This is a genomic window from Rhizobium phaseoli (assembly GCF_001664385.1).
Taxonomy (GTDB): domain Bacteria; phylum Pseudomonadota; class Alphaproteobacteria; order Rhizobiales; family Rhizobiaceae; genus Rhizobium; species Rhizobium phaseoli.
This window is the reverse complement of sequence record NZ_CP013536.1, coordinates 428,195-442,718: the sequence shown is the minus strand read 5'-3', so window position 1 is coordinate 442,718 and position 14,524 is coordinate 428,195. Positions and strand designations below refer to the sequence as shown.

14 protein-coding genes are annotated in these 14,524 nt (G+C 62.2%); 8 read left to right on the top strand and 6 right to left on the bottom strand.

Annotation, left to right across the window (positions count from 1 at the left end):
- The first annotated feature begins 5 nt into the window (after window positions 1–5).
- The 6 genes from AMC88_RS29215 to AMC88_RS29190 all read left to right on the top strand — a co-directional run bounded on the left by AMC88_RS29215 (window position 6) and on the right by AMC88_RS29190 (window position 6,048).
- Entirely contained in the window at window positions 6–1,100 is a 1,095-nt protein-coding gene (locus AMC88_RS29215; RefSeq protein WP_064830193.1) for an ABC transporter permease, read from the top strand.
- Window positions 1,101–1,104: 4 nt separating this feature from the next.
- The gene (locus AMC88_RS29210; RefSeq protein WP_012489938.1) at window positions 1,105–2,040 is read left to right on the top strand and encodes an ABC transporter permease; all 936 of its coding nucleotides are present in this window, start codon (window positions 1,105–1,107) and stop codon (window positions 2,038–2,040) included.
- Window positions 2,037–2,894, top strand: coding sequence for an ABC transporter ATP-binding protein (locus AMC88_RS29205; protein ID WP_064830192.1), 858 nt, complete (start codon window positions 2,037–2,039; stop codon window positions 2,892–2,894). Before AMC88_RS29210 ends, AMC88_RS29205 begins: the two co-directional genes overlap by 4 nt.
- A complete protein-coding gene (locus AMC88_RS29200; protein WP_012489940.1) occupies window positions 2,891–3,634 on the top strand; it encodes an ABC transporter ATP-binding protein in 744 nt (247 codons plus the stop codon). The genes AMC88_RS29205 and AMC88_RS29200 overlap by 4 nt, the downstream gene beginning before the upstream one ends.
- A 243-nt stretch (window positions 3,635–3,877) precedes the next feature.
- Window positions 3,878–4,972, top strand: coding sequence for a hypothetical protein (locus tag AMC88_RS29195; RefSeq protein ID WP_064820282.1), 1,095 nt, complete (start codon window positions 3,878–3,880; stop codon window positions 4,970–4,972).
- Between the two features lie 158 nt (window positions 4,973–5,130).
- On the top strand, window positions 5,131–6,048 hold the full coding sequence (locus tag AMC88_RS29190; protein WP_064820283.1) for a DMT family transporter: 918 nt from the start codon (window positions 5,131–5,133) through the stop codon (window positions 6,046–6,048).
- Here the strand turns inward: AMC88_RS29190 and AMC88_RS29185 are convergent.
- Window positions 6,042–7,301 (bottom strand): DUF763 domain-containing protein, encoded by a 1,260-nt coding sequence (locus AMC88_RS29185; RefSeq protein WP_064830191.1) that lies wholly within the window; start codon window positions 7,299–7,301, stop codon window positions 6,042–6,044. The two genes, AMC88_RS29190 and AMC88_RS29185, sit on opposite strands and share 7 nt — an antisense overlap.
- Before the next feature lie 90 nt (window positions 7,302–7,391).
- Here AMC88_RS29185 and AMC88_RS29180 point away from each other — a divergent pair, with 90 nt between their 5' ends.
- Window positions 7,392–8,903: a phospholipase D-like domain-containing protein gene (locus tag AMC88_RS29180; RefSeq protein WP_064830190.1), complete on the top strand. Its 1,512-nt coding sequence runs from the start codon at window positions 7,392–7,394 to the stop codon at window positions 8,901–8,903.
- On the opposite strand, the gene AMC88_RS29175 is transcribed toward AMC88_RS29180, so the two are convergent.
- Window positions 8,850–9,812: a lysylphosphatidylglycerol synthase domain-containing protein gene (locus AMC88_RS29175; protein ID WP_037145785.1), complete on the bottom strand. Its 963-nt coding sequence runs from the start codon at window positions 9,810–9,812 to the stop codon at window positions 8,850–8,852. The two genes, AMC88_RS29180 and AMC88_RS29175, sit on opposite strands and share 54 nt — an antisense overlap.
- A gap of 123 nt (window positions 9,813–9,935) precedes the next feature.
- Between AMC88_RS29175 and AMC88_RS29170 the strand changes: the two genes are divergently transcribed.
- On the top strand, window positions 9,936–10,664 hold the full coding sequence (locus tag AMC88_RS29170) for an endonuclease/exonuclease/phosphatase family protein (protein WP_012489946.1): 729 nt from the start codon (window positions 9,936–9,938) through the stop codon (window positions 10,662–10,664).
- A gap of 177 nt (window positions 10,665–10,841) precedes the next feature.
- On the opposite strand, the gene AMC88_RS29165 is transcribed toward AMC88_RS29170, so the two are convergent.
- From AMC88_RS29165 to AMC88_RS34575, 4 genes are all read right to left on the bottom strand, one after another.
- Window positions 10,842–11,093: a hypothetical protein gene (locus AMC88_RS29165; protein WP_004678156.1), complete on the bottom strand. Its 252-nt coding sequence runs from the start codon at window positions 11,091–11,093 to the stop codon at window positions 10,842–10,844.
- Between the two features lie 79 nt (window positions 11,094–11,172).
- The gene (locus tag AMC88_RS29160; protein WP_010020595.1) at window positions 11,173–11,673 is read right to left on the bottom strand and encodes a hypothetical protein; all 501 of its coding nucleotides are present in this window, start codon (window positions 11,671–11,673) and stop codon (window positions 11,173–11,175) included.
- A 94-nt stretch (window positions 11,674–11,767) separates the two neighbouring features.
- Complete coding sequence (locus AMC88_RS29155; RefSeq protein WP_064820567.1) at window positions 11,768–12,904, bottom strand: NAD(P)/FAD-dependent oxidoreductase; 1,137 nt, start codon at window positions 12,902–12,904, stop codon at window positions 11,768–11,770.
- A 53-nt stretch (window positions 12,905–12,957) separates the two neighbouring features.
- Window positions 12,958–14,475, bottom strand: a complete 1,518-nt coding sequence (locus tag AMC88_RS34575) for an amino acid ABC transporter permease/ATP-binding protein (RefSeq protein ID WP_064830321.1) — start codon at window positions 14,473–14,475, stop codon at window positions 12,958–12,960.
- Window positions 14,476–14,524: the final 49 nt, after the last annotated feature.

The window sequence follows — 14,524 nt, the reverse complement described above, 5'->3', positions numbered from 1 at the left end:
AGCGCGTGGCGAATGCCGATCTGACATCGAAGCGGGAAGGCCGCCAGCCGGCGGGGGGCGGGTTCGCCGAAGCGGCTCCGCACCCTCTGCTGAGCCTGCTGCGGCGGCTGGCGGGACGCGTGCTGGCCGTCGTGACGACGCTGCTCGGCCTGCTCTTCCTGACCTTCTCGATGGGCCGCCTGCTGCCTGCCGACCCGGTGCTCGCGATCACCGGGGCGGAGGTCAGCAAGGAGGTTTACGACCGCGTCTATAACGAACTCGGCCTCGGGCAGCCGATCTGGATGCAGTTCCTTTCCTATGTCGGCAAGATCGCCACCGGCGATCTCGGCATGTCGGCGACGACAGGCCAGCCGATCCTGACCGATCTGATGACGATCTTTCCTGCGACGATCGAGCTTGCCATCATCGCCATGATCATCGGAGCGATCGTCGGCATTCCCTTGGGCATCACCGCTGCGGTCCGGCGCGGGACGATCATCGACCATATCGCTCGCATCGTTGCCCTTGCCGGCCATTCCATCCCGATCTTCTGGACCGGCCTGATGGCGCTTTTCATCTTCTACGCCAAGCTGAAGCTCGTCGGCGCGTCGGGCCGGGTCGACGTCTTCTATGAAGGCCTCGTCACGCCCATGACCGGCTTTCTCTTGATCGATGCGGCGATCCAGGGCCAGTGGGACGTGTTCCACAATGCGCTCGGCCACATCATCCTGCCGGCGGCAATCCTCGGCTATTACTCGGTCGCCTATATCAGCCGCATGTCGCGAAGCTTCATGCTGGAGCAGCTGAGCCAGGAATATATCATCACCGCCCGGGCAAAGGGGCTCGGCACCCGCAAGGTCGTCTGGCGCCATGCCTTCCGCAATATCCGCGTGCAGCTGCTGACGATCCTGGCGCTGACTTTCGGCGGGCTGCTCGAAGGGGCGGTGCTGATCGAGACGGTTTTCGGCTGGCCGGGGCTCGGCCAATATCTCACCCGCGGGCTGCAGATGAACGACATGAACGTCGTGATGGGCTCGGTGCTGACGATCGGCGCCGTCTTCCTGACGATCAATATCCTGTCCGACGTCCTCTATCGCATCCTTGATCCGAGAACACGGTGACGCCATGACGATCTCCACCGAAGACGCAGACAGCACCCATGCCGGCGGCTTTCGCAATTGGCTGCACGCGCCCGAGCCTCAGGGCTGGTTCCAGTCGTCGGCGCAGCAGATCCACCAGGGCTGGCTGAAGTTCAGCCTGCATCCGCTCGGCCTCGCCGGCCTCGTCATCATCGTGCTGCTGATCGTCGTAGCAACCGCCGCTCCCCTGCTCACGAGTTACGATCCGATCGTTCAGGATATGGCAGGACGGCTTGCGCCGCCTTCGGCGGAACATTGGCTCGGCACCGACAATTTCGGCCGTGACGTCTTTTCGAGGGTGATCTACGGCGCCCGCACGACGCTCTACATCATCATGCTGGTGACGATCATCGTCGCGCCGCTCGGCCTGCTGATCGGCACCTTCTCCGGCTATTTCGGCGGCATCGTCGACGAGATCCTGATGCGCATCACCGATATCTTCCTCTCCTTCCCCGGGCTGGTGCTGGCGCTCGGTTTTGCCGCCGCTCTCGGTCCCGGCATCACCAATGCGATCATCGCCATTTCGCTGACGGCCTGGCCGCCGATTGCCCGGCTGGCGCGCGCCGAAACGCTCAGCCTTCGCAAGGCGGATTATATCGCCGCCGTGCGCCTGCAGGGCGCGACATCGATCGCGATCATCACCCGCCACATCCTGCCCATGTGCATTCCGTCGGTGATCGTGCGCGTGACGCTCAACATGGCCGGCATCATCATCACTGCTGCCGGTCTCGGCTTTCTCGGCCTCGGCGCGCAGCCGCCATGGCCGGAATGGGGTTCGATGGCCGCCAGCGGCCGCGAATTCATGCTCGACAGCCCCTGGGTGATCGCCGCGCCCGGCATCGCCATCGCGCTGGTCAGCCTCGCCTTCAATCTCGTCGGCGATGCGCTGCGCGACGTGCTCGACCCGAGAGGTTCGGAATGACGCAGCCCCTGATCGATATCCGCAACCTCGAAATCGCCTATGGCGGCGGCCACATGCGCGCAGTGCGCGGCGTGAGCTTTACGCTCGGCCAGGAAAAACTCGGCATCGTCGGCGAATCCGGATCGGGCAAATCCACCGTCGGCCGGGCAATCATGAAACTGCTGCCGCCGACAGCACAGGTCAGCGCCGAGCGCATGGCCTTCCGCGACATCGACCTTATCAAAGCGGATGAGCGGACGATGATGACAATCCGCGGGCGGCGGATCGGACTGATCCTGCAGGATCCGAAATACTCGCTGAATCCGGTCATGCGGATCGGCGAACAGATCGCCGAGACCTACCGCTTCCATCATCCCAAGGTGAGCGCGAAAAAGACCTATGGCCAAGCGCTCGATATGCTCGAAGCGGTGCAGATCCGCGATCCCGAGCGTGTCGCCCGCCTCTATCCGCATGAAATATCGGGCGGGATGGGCCAACGTGTGATGATTGCTATGATGCTGATCGCCGAACCCGAGGTTTTGATCGCCGACGAGCCGACCTCGGCGTTGGACGTAACGGTCAGGCTGGAGATCCTGGCGCTGCTCGACGAACTCGTTTCACGCCGCAATCTCGGCCTGATCTTCATCAGCCACGATCTCAACCTCATCCGCAACTTCTGCGACCGCGTCCTCATCATGTATGCCGGCCGCGTCGTGGAAGTGCTGGAGGCGCGCGATCTCGACAAGGCCAAACACCCCTATACGCAAGGGCTGCTGGCCTCGCTGCCGACGATCGAGGACCCGCCCGCCCGGCTGCCGATCCTGAAGCGCGATCCCGCCTGGATCAATGACCTGACAGCGGAGACGCCGCGATGATCCGGATCGATAATCTCACCATCCGCTTCGGACACGGTCAGCGGCCTGTCGTCAAAGACGTGAACCTCGCCATCGAGAGCGGCACGGCCTTTGGTCTCGTCGGCGAATCCGGCTGTGGCAAGTCCACCGTTCTCCGGGCGCTTTCCGGCCTCAACGCCAACTATGACGGCCGGATCGCTCTCAACGACGAGGCGCTGGAGCGGCAGCGCAGCCGGCCGTTCTATCGGCGGGTGCAGATGGTGTTTCAGGACCCTTACGGTTCGCTTCATCCGCGCAAGACCATCCGCTCGCAATTGCAGGAACCGCTGCGCAACCAGGGGCTGGACAGGAATAGCGTCGACGTGAACGCCGTGCTGCGCTCGGTCGGTCTCGATCCGGCGTTGAGCTACCGCTTTCCGCATCAGCTCTCCGGCGGGCAGCGGCAGCGTGTCGCGATCGCCCGCGCCCTGATGCTGAACCCCGACGTCCTGCTTCTCGACGAGCCGACCTCGGCGCTCGATGTGTCGGTCCAGGCCGAGATCCTCAATCTGCTGCAGGACTTGCGCAAGGAGCGCGGCCTGACCTACCTCCTCGTCAGCCACGATCTCGCCGTCGTTTCCCATATGTGCAGCCGCGTCGCCATCATGGAAGCGGGTGAGATCGTCGAAGAGGTCGATATCGAGACCCTGAGAAGAGGCGCGGTCGAACATCCCTATTCGCAACGCCTGCTGCGCGCGAGCAGGATGTACGGCAAGGGTTAGCTCCCCTCGGTCCAACACGGCCGACAGCCCCGGCAACGACCGCCTCGCACGATGATGACAGCCAGCGGTTCAGCCTTAGCACGCTCTTTCTGTGAGTATGTGCCACCCTCGCGAGACAACCAGAGTGACATTTGGCTGACGGACAATGTATCAAAACGATCATTGTCCTGAAGCCATTAGTCCGATTCGATCAAGCATTTTACCCGACCCATTCTCAGCCGTATTTCGAAAGGCAGCATCCTCGTGCCCGCTCTCGTTCTTCCAAGCCGTCCTTTATCGCTTGCACCCGATGTGATTTCCACACCGCGAGCTTATTTTTGGGCGGCGCCATTCATGTTGGCACTGACGGTGTTGATGCTCATTTGGGAAGGGCCGGGCGTCATCAGGGATTTTCAAATCAGCCAAAATCCTCTGGACCTCGAGGACGGTGATGTCCAAAATGGACGATGCACGACACGCAAGCTCTTCTTTGCCGACTGTAGCGCGCGCCTCGTCTACAGTTACGACGGACGGAACTACGACACGGAAGTCGCGGTGATGTTTGTCGATTTTCATACCGGCGATTACGAAACCGGTGTCGTGATCTCGGCCGACAATCCGGAATTGGCAACGATCAGCCTCGCTCTGGACAAACTCTGGAACCGGATCATCACCCTCGGCACATTTGTCCTGTTGCTTGGCTGCATGAGCCTTGGACCACTGTTCCAGGCTGTGCGGATATGGGGTGTCAAACGGCATCTGCGCCAGCCGGCCTTGTTGAACGCCATACCGGTCGAAATCACAGCCTTCGATCGCAAGCGCAACATTCTTTCCGTTACCTATAACGACAAGATCGCCAACGATAGGACCGGTCGATCAGCTTACACACGTATGAAAAAGGGCGAAGAGCCTTTGATAGTCGGCGACGCAAATGGCAAAGCCGTTGCGCTGGCCGTCCGGCATGGCAAGACGGCCCTGCCGGTGCTTCTGGATGATCGGCTGCAGCGTCTCGCGCTGACGGAGGCCGAACGAAATCTCGCGCTTGCCCCCTTCGCACGATCCGACGCCGACCAGGCCGCGCCGGTGTTGATCGGGCAGCCCAGGAAAACGATGTCGATCGGAGGGCGGTTACGGCTGTTTTTCGGAACCCTGCTCTTGATATTCGGCAGTTTGGTCGGTTTCTGGCTGTGGTATGTGACCAGTGCCAGCACGCCGTTTCAGTCGCCGGGGATGGACATCAACAATCTTATGCCGGCGCCATTGAACAAATGGGGATGCATTCAATTGCGCAAGCGGTTCGGCCAGGATCGTGCGCCTTTCGGGTGCGTTGCAGACGACTTTACGAGCTGGAAATACTGAAGGCTCTTCAGTGAGTCTCCCGCTTCGGTAGCTCTGACGGGCTGATCTGCCACGGCCGCCGCCCGCCGTCTGTACACAAGTGAACACTTGACATCGGCCTTGTTAAGGTCGAAGCCGCATTCGGCCGCGCATGCGGCCGTTTTGCGAGGATTCGGAGAATGAAGACCAGGACGGCCGTCGCCACTACAGGCAACCTGATCATGACGGGCGTCGTGCTGATGCTGCTCGGCGATTTGCTGTTTGCGCTCAACGATGCGATGGGCAAGTGGTTGATGACCAGCTTTGCCGTCGGCCAGGTGCTGGTCATCCGCTCGCTCGGCGCTTTCATCTTGCTCGGGCCGATGATCGCGCGGCAAGGGCCGAGAGCCTTGTTCCGTGTCGAGCAGAAAGGTCTCCAGTTCATGCGGGTGGCCATGGCGACCGGCGATGTCGCCCTGTTTTATGCCGCCGTCGCCTATCTGCCGCTCGCCGATGTCATGACCTTCTATATGGCAGGGCCGATCTATATTGCGGCACTCTCGCATTTCTTTCTCGGGGAAAAGATCGGCTGGCGCCGGTGGCTGGCCGTTCTGGTCGGCTTCGCGGGCGTCGTCATTGCGCTGCGCCCCTCGACGGCGATGCTGTCGCTTCCCTCGCTCTTCGGCCTTGCAGGCAGCTTTTCCTTCGCGCTCTCGCTGGTCATGAGCCGCTATCTGCGCTCCACCAGCGACACGACGCTGGTCACATGGCAGACGGTCGCAGCCCTTGCCACCGGTATCGGCTTAAGCATCGGTCACTGGCAGCCGGCTACACTGATCGATTGGTCCGGCATGCTGCTGCTGGGTGTCGTCGCCACCTGCGCGCACCTGCTCATCACCCGCTCGCTGAAGCTCGCACCGGCATCGCTGCTGGCGCCGCTGCAATATACGCTGCTGCTCTGGGCGATCGTGCTCGGTTACATCTTCTTCAACGATATTCCCGACATGCAGATCGTCATCGGCGCCGCCATCATCGTCTTTGCCGGTCTCTTCATCTTCCACCGGAAGAACCTGAAGGAGACGGTGCCGGCCGAAGCCGTCCCGCCCGACGGTCACTGAGACCAATCGTCAGCGGCCGGCGGCGGCTCCCAGCCGAAGACGCTGCGGCCGCCGAAATCGGCGGATTGACGGAACTCGCCGGCGATGATCTCCTTGAGGTCTGGGCCGGTCACGTAGCGTTCCATCTGCCGGGATTGTTCGTCGAGGCGCTTGAGCGCCTGCAACTCCTCTTCCCTTCCGAGTTTGCCCTTCAGCACCGCCGATTTCATTACGCCGATCGTCTCGTCATAAACCTTGAGCGGGACAGGAAAAGGGTGGCGGTCCTTGCCGCCGTGGGCGATCGAGAAGCGCGCCGGGTCGGAGAAGCGACAGGGCGCGCCGTGGACGACTTCCGCCACCATTGCCAGCGCCTTCACTGTGCGAGCGCCGACACCGGGAACGAGCAGCAGTTCCTGAAAATCAGCTGGTCCGCGATCGGCCGCCGCGGCGAGATTTCCGTGCAGGCGGCGCATATTGACATCGCTCTCGCGGACATCGTGATGAGCGGGCATGATCAGATGCGGCAGCATCAGCTGGTCGGCGGGCTCGGGCTCCGGTTGCTCGGCACGTTGCAGCGCGGCTGCCTCACGGACGATCCTGTCGGGACCGAGGGTGGCCAGCAGATCGAGCTGGCCTCGCCGTGAGCGCTCGGCGCGCCGGTCGGCGAGATTGACGATCTCGCCCTGGTTCCGTCCCTCGATCGCCGCATGCGGTGAATCGACGAAACTCTCCAGCCCTTCGGATAGCCAATGATAGCGGCGAGCCTGCCGGCGGTCGCCGTTCATGCCCTGCTGTACGACCACCCAATGACCATCGTCGGCAATGATGAAGCCGTGGAGATACAGGTCGAACCCGTCCTGAAGGGCGGCACTGTCGACCTTGGCGATCAGACGGCTGGTCGTCGCCAGCCCCTCCCCGTCGAGGCCGACGCGCTCGCCGATCGAGACGAGCTCCTGCGGCGTCTTGCGCGAGTGCTTGCCGCGTCCGCCGCAGACATGCAGGCCGAGTTCGCCAGCGCGCGGTTTCAGCCCGCGCTTCAAGGCCCCGAGAACGCTTGTGGTGATGCCGGAGGAATGCCAGTCCATACCCATGACGGCACCGAAGGACTGGAACCAGAAGGGGTGGGCGAGCCGGCGCAGAAACTCATCGCGGCCGTAATGATGAACGATCGCCTCGGTGATCAGCGTGCCGAGCCGCGTCATCCGCTCGCCGAGCCAATGCGGCACCCGTCCCCCGTGGAGGGGAAGATCCGCGCTGCCTGCTCGCTGTGACATTTCTTTTCCTTACATTTTCCATCGCCGGCGGCGATCGGGAACTCGGGAAAGTCCCGGGCGTTTGCTTTCAGTCAAAAGGCCGAGGCAACCATGACCGCGTTAGAAACCATGCTCAATCAACCCTACCTGCTTAGAACAAAAGCGCAACAGCCAAGCGGCGGTGAAAAACAGGAACTGGAAGGCTACGCCGAAAAGGTGGCCTTCCTGATCAATGGCAACCAGTATTTCGCCGAGCTGGCGCGCACGCTGCGGCAGGCACGGCGCAGTGTCTGGATCGTCGGGTGGGATTTCAATCCAGACATCCGCATGGAGCCGGAAAAATCCGACGAAACACTGGCAGATCTGCTGCATTCGCTGGCCGCGGCAAATCCAGCACTTGAAATACGCATCCTCATCTGGGCGCTCGGGCCGATCTATTCGGATAAATCCCTGCAGGTGCTCCGCAAGAAAAACTTCCCTAGGAATGCCAGGATCGATCTGCGCTTCGATCTTCAAAGCACGGTGCGCGGCTGCCACCATGAGAAACTCGTTTGCATAGACGACGCCGTCGCCTTCATCGGCGGCATGGACCTGACATCGCGGCGATGGGATACGAGACGACATCGCGCCAGGGAGGCATTGCGACGCGACCCCGAAGGCGTGTCCTACGATCCGCTGCATGACGTTCAGGCAATGGTCACCGGCGACGCGGCAAGACTGATCGGCGATATCGCACGGCGACGCTGGGAAAGCGCTACCGGCGAAAGCCACGGACCGCTTGCCGAGAGCTGCCCTTTCACATGGCCGAGTGATCTTGCCGTTTCGCTGAAGCAGATCCCCGTGAGCTTCGTGCTGACGGAGCCGGCGACCACACTGCGCGCCGGCATCAGCGATGGCATCGCCTCGACACTCGATATCATCGTCATGGCACGGCGGCAGCTTTACATCGAAGCGCAATATCTTGCCTCCTTTCGTGTCGCTGACGCCCTCGCCGCGCGGCTGCAGGAGGAAGATGGCCCCGAAATCGTCGTCATCTGCACGCGTCGTTCTCATGGGCTGATCGAAAAGCTCTTCATGGGCGGCAATCGCGACCGCGTCATCCGCCGCCTCAAGCGCACCGATCGTGCCGACCGTTTCAGGGTCTATTATCCCGTCGTGCCCGGGCCGTCAGTGCCCGGGCCGTCAGTGCCCGAAAATGACGACGGGGTGGAGGTGCTCATCCATTCCAAACTGATCATTGCCGATGACGAACTGATCCGCATCGGCTCCTCCAATCTCAACAACCGTTCGGAGGGATTGGATTCGGAGTGCGACATGCTTCTCGAGGCCGCCAACGACGAGCATCGCGGCGGAATCGCGGATTTGCGCCATCACCTGCTGGCCGAATATCTTGGAACGACCACCGAGACCTTTGCCGCAGCCTTTGCGCAGAGCGGCTCGATCATCCAGGCAATCGACGCGCTCAATGATGGCCCTCGGGGCTTGCGGGAATTTGTCGTTGATTTGTCGGGCAGTATTTCGCCGATAAGCGGCACCGCGTTCTTCGACCCGGCGCGGCCCGTCAAGCTGCTAAACCGACTGGGCCTCGGCGCGCTCTTCCGCCTCCTCGTCCGCCCCGCGTGACTGGCGGCGGAAGATTACTTCGCTGACGATGAAAAGCGCGGCGCCGAGCGCCAGCGGTAGGAAGAAATAGGCGCAGCGGAACGCAATCAGCGCACCGATCGACGCCTCCTGCGGCACGGCATAGGAGACCGTCGCCTCGAGGACGCCGAGACCGCCGGGGACATGCGTCGCGAGGATCGCGGAATTGGCCAGCACGTAAGCCGTCACCGACCTGAAGAAGGCAACGTCGCCGAAGACCGAGAGCATCTGGTGCAGGCAGGCGGATACCAGCATGAAATTGATCGTCCCGACCCCGACCTGGGCGACCGCGATCGAAAGTCGCGGCAGCTGAAGCGACCAGCGCCAGAGCCGCAGGCTGCCGCGGATGAAAAACGCCAGCCCGGCATAGATGACCGGCACGGCGAGCGCCAGCAGACCGAAAAGCCAGGTGCTCGCCGGATCGATTCGGAGCAGACGCGCGGCATCACCGGGATTGACGATCAGGGCAAGGCCGCCGAGCGTGATCAAGCCGAGGCCGACGGTGACGCCGCAGAACAGGATGATCTTCGCCACGTCCTCGGCCGTCAGGCCCCAGCGGGAATAGTAACGATAGCGGAAGGCGCCGCTGCTCAGCCCCGCAAATCCGATATTGTGGCCGAGCGAAAGGCTGATGAAGGAGGCGAGCGCGATCTTCCGGTAAGGCAGGGATTTGCCGAGCGAGCGGATCGCCAGATAGTCGAAACAGCTGAGGCACAGATAGGATGCCGCCGCAAACAGAAGTGCTGTGCAGAAGGTCGGAAAGGGTATGCTGCGGACCGATTGAACGATCTGTTCCAGGCTGTACTGGCGGAAGATCCGATAGAGAAGAAAGCCCGCGATACAAAGGGCGGCAACGAGCAGTCCATTCCAGATTGCGTTTTTCAGACTCATCGATTGTCCGTTTTTTAAGTGCGAGCGCCATGGTTCGATCATCTGGAACGATCAAAAGAGTTTTGTGTTCCCCACCGGAGAACGAGTCCTGTCTCTCGCGGGGAGACCAGCTTTAGCGGGCCGATGCCGGATAAATCGATCAAACTTCTGACCTATAACGTGCATAGCTGCATCGGCAACGACCGGAAGCTCGACCCCGGCCGCATCGCGTCGGTTATCGCCGAGGCGGGGGCCGATATCGTCGCTCTGCAGGAGGTCGATGTTCTGAGACGGAGAACCGGCGGCATCGATCAGGCTCATCTGATCGCCTCGCTGCTGAAAATGCAGGCTCATTTTCATCCGGCGCTATCGGTTGCCGAAGAGCAATATGGCGATGCGATCATCACGGCGCTGCCGACGTCTGCGGTCAAGGCCGGTCCGCTGCCCTCTATCGGCGAACAGCGCGGCGCGCTGTCGGTCGAAGTCCTGGTCGGCGACAGGAAGCTGCTGGTCGTCAACACTCATCTCGGCCTGCGCGGGCGCGAGCGCATCCGGCAGATGACGACGCTTTTGAATTCGGGCTGGCTGCGCGGCGCAATGGAGGAACCCCTTCCCTGCGTTCTCTGCGGCGATTTCAATGCCCTTCCGTCATCGGCGACGTACCGCCTTGTCGCACGGTCGTTGAAGGACGCCCAGCTTGGAGGCAAGGCTTCGCCAAGAGCGACCTTTCCCTCCCGCTACCCCCTGATGCGCCTCGACCACATCTTCGTCACCGACGACCTCGTCGTCAAAAGAGCCGCTGTCCTGCAAAATCGCCTGACGAACGTCGCCTCGGACCATCTTCCGCTCTTTGCCGAAATCAGTTTCGCCTGATCCATACGCCTTGCGCGCGGATATCGGTGGAAAAGCGATCCAGCCGTACTCTCAACGACATTGAACGAATATTTCACGATTAATATGATATGGAATATTCATTCCGTCAGCCCGTCATATGTCCGGGCGGGAAAGATATGCAATCGACTCGAGCGGAGTGGCCGCTGCTTGATGCGGTCAGTGACGGCTATAGAGCGGCGGCGTCACATCTTCGTCTGCAAGGTCGGGATAAAGCTGCCTGCGGGTGCGGGCGAGCGCCTCCGCCTCCCGGCGATTCCGTTCGAGCAGAACGGCAGTGACGTCCTTATAGGGCTCGCCGTCCGACAAGGCGACGCGGACGGTCCCGCCCTGCGAGAGGAAGTCGCAGAACGACCGCATCGAGCGAAGGCGCGTCGTGATCTCGACATAGCGGTCGTCATGTCCAGCCATGTTCATCTCCCTTCCAGACCGTAAGATGGCACGAATACTTCGGCGAGAAGATGGCGCTCGCTTCAGCCCCTTTCCGGAATCACTCTCTAGCAAGCTTCCGGTTGAGCGCGGCGGCAGCCAGGGGCAGCGCCGTGGTCACAACGGTCCCGAGCGGCAATCGCCGGACACCCCTGGTGACGACAAAGGCTGCCGCCATCGCGCCCGCCAACTTAAGCCATGGCCGGTCGCCGAGTTGGGCACGGGCGCTGGCATCGGCCCAGCGGGCATTTTCTGTCAAGACGGTTGCGGCCTGCCGCCTGATCACGTGCAGACGCGCCTGGAGGTTTTCGAGCTCCTCCCGCAACTCCCGTAGACGACCGTCCAGAGCATGCCCCTCGGAGCTCTCGACGGCTTCTCTCACATAGGCGTCGAACGGAATCTCGCGGCCAAGTGTGGCGAGATAGGCGCGGTATTCAGCCTCGCTCGCGAAGCCCTCGCGCCTGATGAGGTCGGGATTGATGTCGGCCTCGTCTTTATTTGCCAGCGGGATGCCGGCGTCGAGTCTGTCGTCCACGCCAGTGCCGGATTCGTTCTTGAACATGATGCGTCTCCCGTGTTTCCTCACGGCAGAACGCCCGATGGCGCAAATTGATCCCACCCACCGCCGATCTGGCCGCCGCGCTACTGCCAGGTTTTCATCGTCCCGGCGGGGTGAAACGTTCGGGCCGAAAATCCGCCAGCAGCGGATGGCGGCACCCGGTAGCAATCTCGTGGGCGAGCAATTCACCGGCAATCAGGCCAAGGGTCGCGCCGCTATGGCTGAAGGCGACGAAATAACCCCAGACCGACGGCAATTCGCCAAAGACCGGCTCGCCGTCGCCCGGGATCGGCTTTGGGCCGACGCCGTAATCCTCGATCTCCAGCGCCGGATTGCCTTCGAGAACCATGGAAGCTTCGTGCAGCAAACCGTCCAGCGTCGATTGCCTGACATCATAGCCGCCGTCCGGGTTGACCCTCACCTCTTCCTCGGACCAGGCGGAATCGAGCGCAAAGCCGCCATTGGGCGTCGGCCGGATGGCAACCCGCGGGGTGTTGAGCACGGCCTTCAGCGGATGGCGGATCGGCTTGGTTCTGACGAGAAGGGCGACAGGGGTCGCATCCTCGATCTGCTGGCCGGCGTCGGCCACGATTGCAGGAACGGCGGCGCCGGCAGCAAGAAGCACGGACTCGGCGACCCAATGCCTGCCGTTCGCTGCCGTCACCCCGCGCACGCGCGCCCCTTCGATATCGACCATCGCCCGTCCGGCATCAGTGACGATCTCGCCGCCGAGCGAGCGGAATTCCTGCGCGAGCGTGTCGATCAAAGCGGGAAGATCGACCCAGCCTTCCCCGGGATTGAAGATCGCGCCCTGCGGCGTGACGGCGCGCGCATCGACGCCTGGCGTCGCCCCGGCAATCTCCTCCGGCACAACCCATTGCGCGTGATAGCCGAGATCACGCTCATAATCGTAGATTTCGGAAATCTCGTTGCCGTCATCGTCAGCATCCCAGGTCAGGCCGCCGTCGAAGCGCAGCCACGGCGCATCCGGATAGCGGGCAGCCAGTGTGCGGTAGCGGTCAATGCCGGCGAGACGCAGCCGGTGATAGGCGGCGGAACGTTTCCGCGCAGAGTTCAGCCAGGCGAGCGATCGGCCGGAAGCGCCATTGGCAAGCGGACCGTCATTGACGAGAACGGTGGCGATCCCGAGCCGAGCGAGGTGAACCGATGTCGAGACCCCGAATATGCCGCCGCCGATGACGACGACCTTCGAAGGTTTGGGGGAAGCATTCATGTCGATAACCTTATCTTGCTCTTCTGTCATTCGAACGCATTCACGCGGGCGCGTCAGAGGACTTCCGCGAGGAAGCGTTGCAGCCGCTCGCTTCTGGGATTGTCGAAGATCTGTTCGGGGCATCCAGCCTCGACGATGCGGCCCTCGTCCATGAAAACGACCTGGTCGGCCACCCGGCGGGCAAATCCCATTTCATGCGTCACTACAACCATCGTCATGCCCTGGCGGCCGAGGGTCGCCATCAGGTCGAGCACACCCTTCACAAGTTCGGGGTCAAGTGCGCTCGTCACCTCGTCGAACAGGATGACCTCGGGATCCATGGCGAGAGCCCGCGCGATGGCAACGCGCTGCTGCTGCCCGCCGGATAGGCCTGCCGGCCGATGATCGCTGCGCGCAGCAAGTCCGACTTCGGCCAGGCGCGCCTCGGCGATGCGCCGCGCCTGCCGTTTCGGCATTTTCTTGATCCTCGTCAGCGACAGCATGACGTTTTCAAGCGCAGTGTGATCGGGAAACAGGTTGAAGTGCTGAAACACCATGCCGACGCGGCGTCTCAGCCTCTCCGGCCTCATGGCGAGAATGCTGTCGCCATCGAGCAGGATGTCGCCGCCTTTCGGTTCGACCAGCCTGTTCAGGCAGCGCAGCAATGTCGATTTGCCCGAGCCCGAAGGGCCGATGACGCAGGTAACACTGCCGGGAGCGATGTCGAGATCGATGCCCTTGAGGACCTCGAGTTCGCCATAAGCCATGCTCAGGCCTCGTATATCGAGCGCGCCGCCCTTGAACCGCGGCGCGTCGGCAACTGGGCCGGCGGCGGCCTGCAGCTCGCTGACCTCGACCAATCCGCTCGCCGCACCCGAACCCCGCCCCTGTTTTCCCAGCCGCAGCCTTGCGTCGATATAATTGACGAAGTGCGTCAGCGGCACGGTGATCACGAGATAGAAGACACCCGCCAACAGCAGCGGCGACAGATTGCCGGTCACAACCGCCTGATCCTGGCCGACGCGGAAAATCTCCCGCTCGGAGGCGAGCAATCCGAGGAAATAGACCAGGCTCGAATCCTTGACATTGCCGATGAACTGGTTGACCAGCGCCGGCAGCACGCGTCTGATGCCCTGCGGGATAACGATCAGCCGCATGCCTTGACCATAGCTCATGCTGAGCGCCCGGCAGGCCTCCATCTGACCGCGCTCGACGCTCTGAATACCCGAGCGGAAGATTTCGCCGATATAGGCGCCAGCGATCAGACTGAGCGCCAATATGCCGAGCGGGAATGGCGACGGGCCGAACATTTCGCGCCCGATCCGGGCAAAACCCTGGCCGATGATCAGGATCGTGACGATCGCCGGCAGCCCGCGAAAGATGTCGGTATAGACACGCGCCGGCAGCCGCAGCCAGCGAGACTGCGAGATACCCATGACGGCAAGCACCATGCCGATCACGACGCCGAGCACCGTCGAGGCAGCGGCGAGAATAAGCGTATTCTTCAGGCCGACGCTGATCATGCTCGGCAGCACGTCCACCATCGCATCCCAGTCGAGGAAGCTGCGGCGCAGATTGTCAATCCAGTTCATCGTCATCCCCATTGAAGCCCCTGCCGAGCAGGCGGCCGGCAAAGATCAA

Bases quoted from the DNA above. Each gene is read 5' to 3' on its own strand.
- AMC88_RS29205 (WP_064830192.1), top strand. From the start codon at position 2,037: ATGACGCAGCCCCTGATCGATATCCGCAACCTCGAAATCGCCTATGGC.
- AMC88_RS29165 (WP_004678156.1), bottom strand. From the start codon at position 11,093: ATGGCTGGACATGACGACCGCTATGTCGAGATCACGACGCGCCTTCGC.
- AMC88_RS29200 (WP_012489940.1), top strand. From the start codon at position 2,891: ATGATCCGGATCGATAATCTCACCATCCGCTTCGGACACGGTCAGCGG.
- AMC88_RS29175 (WP_037145785.1), bottom strand. From the start codon at position 9,812: ATGAGTCTGAAAAACGCAATCTGGAATGGACTGCTCGTTGCCGCCCTT.
- AMC88_RS29155 (WP_064820567.1), bottom strand. From the start codon at position 12,904: ATGAATGCTTCCCCCAAACCTTCGAAGGTCGTCGTCATCGGCGGCGGC.
- AMC88_RS34575 (WP_064830321.1), bottom strand. From the start codon at position 14,475: ATGAACTGGATTGACAATCTGCGCCGCAGCTTCCTCGACTGGGATGCG.
- AMC88_RS29210 (WP_012489938.1), top strand. From the start codon at position 1,105: ATGACGATCTCCACCGAAGACGCAGACAGCACCCATGCCGGCGGCTTT.
- AMC88_RS29185 (WP_064830191.1), bottom strand. From the start codon at position 7,301: ATGTCACAGCGAGCAGGCAGCGCGGATCTTCCCCTCCACGGGGGACGG.
- AMC88_RS29180 (WP_064830190.1), top strand. From the start codon at position 7,392: ATGACCGCGTTAGAAACCATGCTCAATCAACCCTACCTGCTTAGAACA.
- AMC88_RS29190 (WP_064820283.1), top strand. From the start codon at position 5,131: ATGAAGACCAGGACGGCCGTCGCCACTACAGGCAACCTGATCATGACG.
- AMC88_RS29170 (WP_012489946.1), top strand. From the start codon at position 9,936: ATGCCGGATAAATCGATCAAACTTCTGACCTATAACGTGCATAGCTGC.
- AMC88_RS29160 (WP_010020595.1), bottom strand. From the start codon at position 11,673: ATGTTCAAGAACGAATCCGGCACTGGCGTGGACGACAGACTCGACGCC.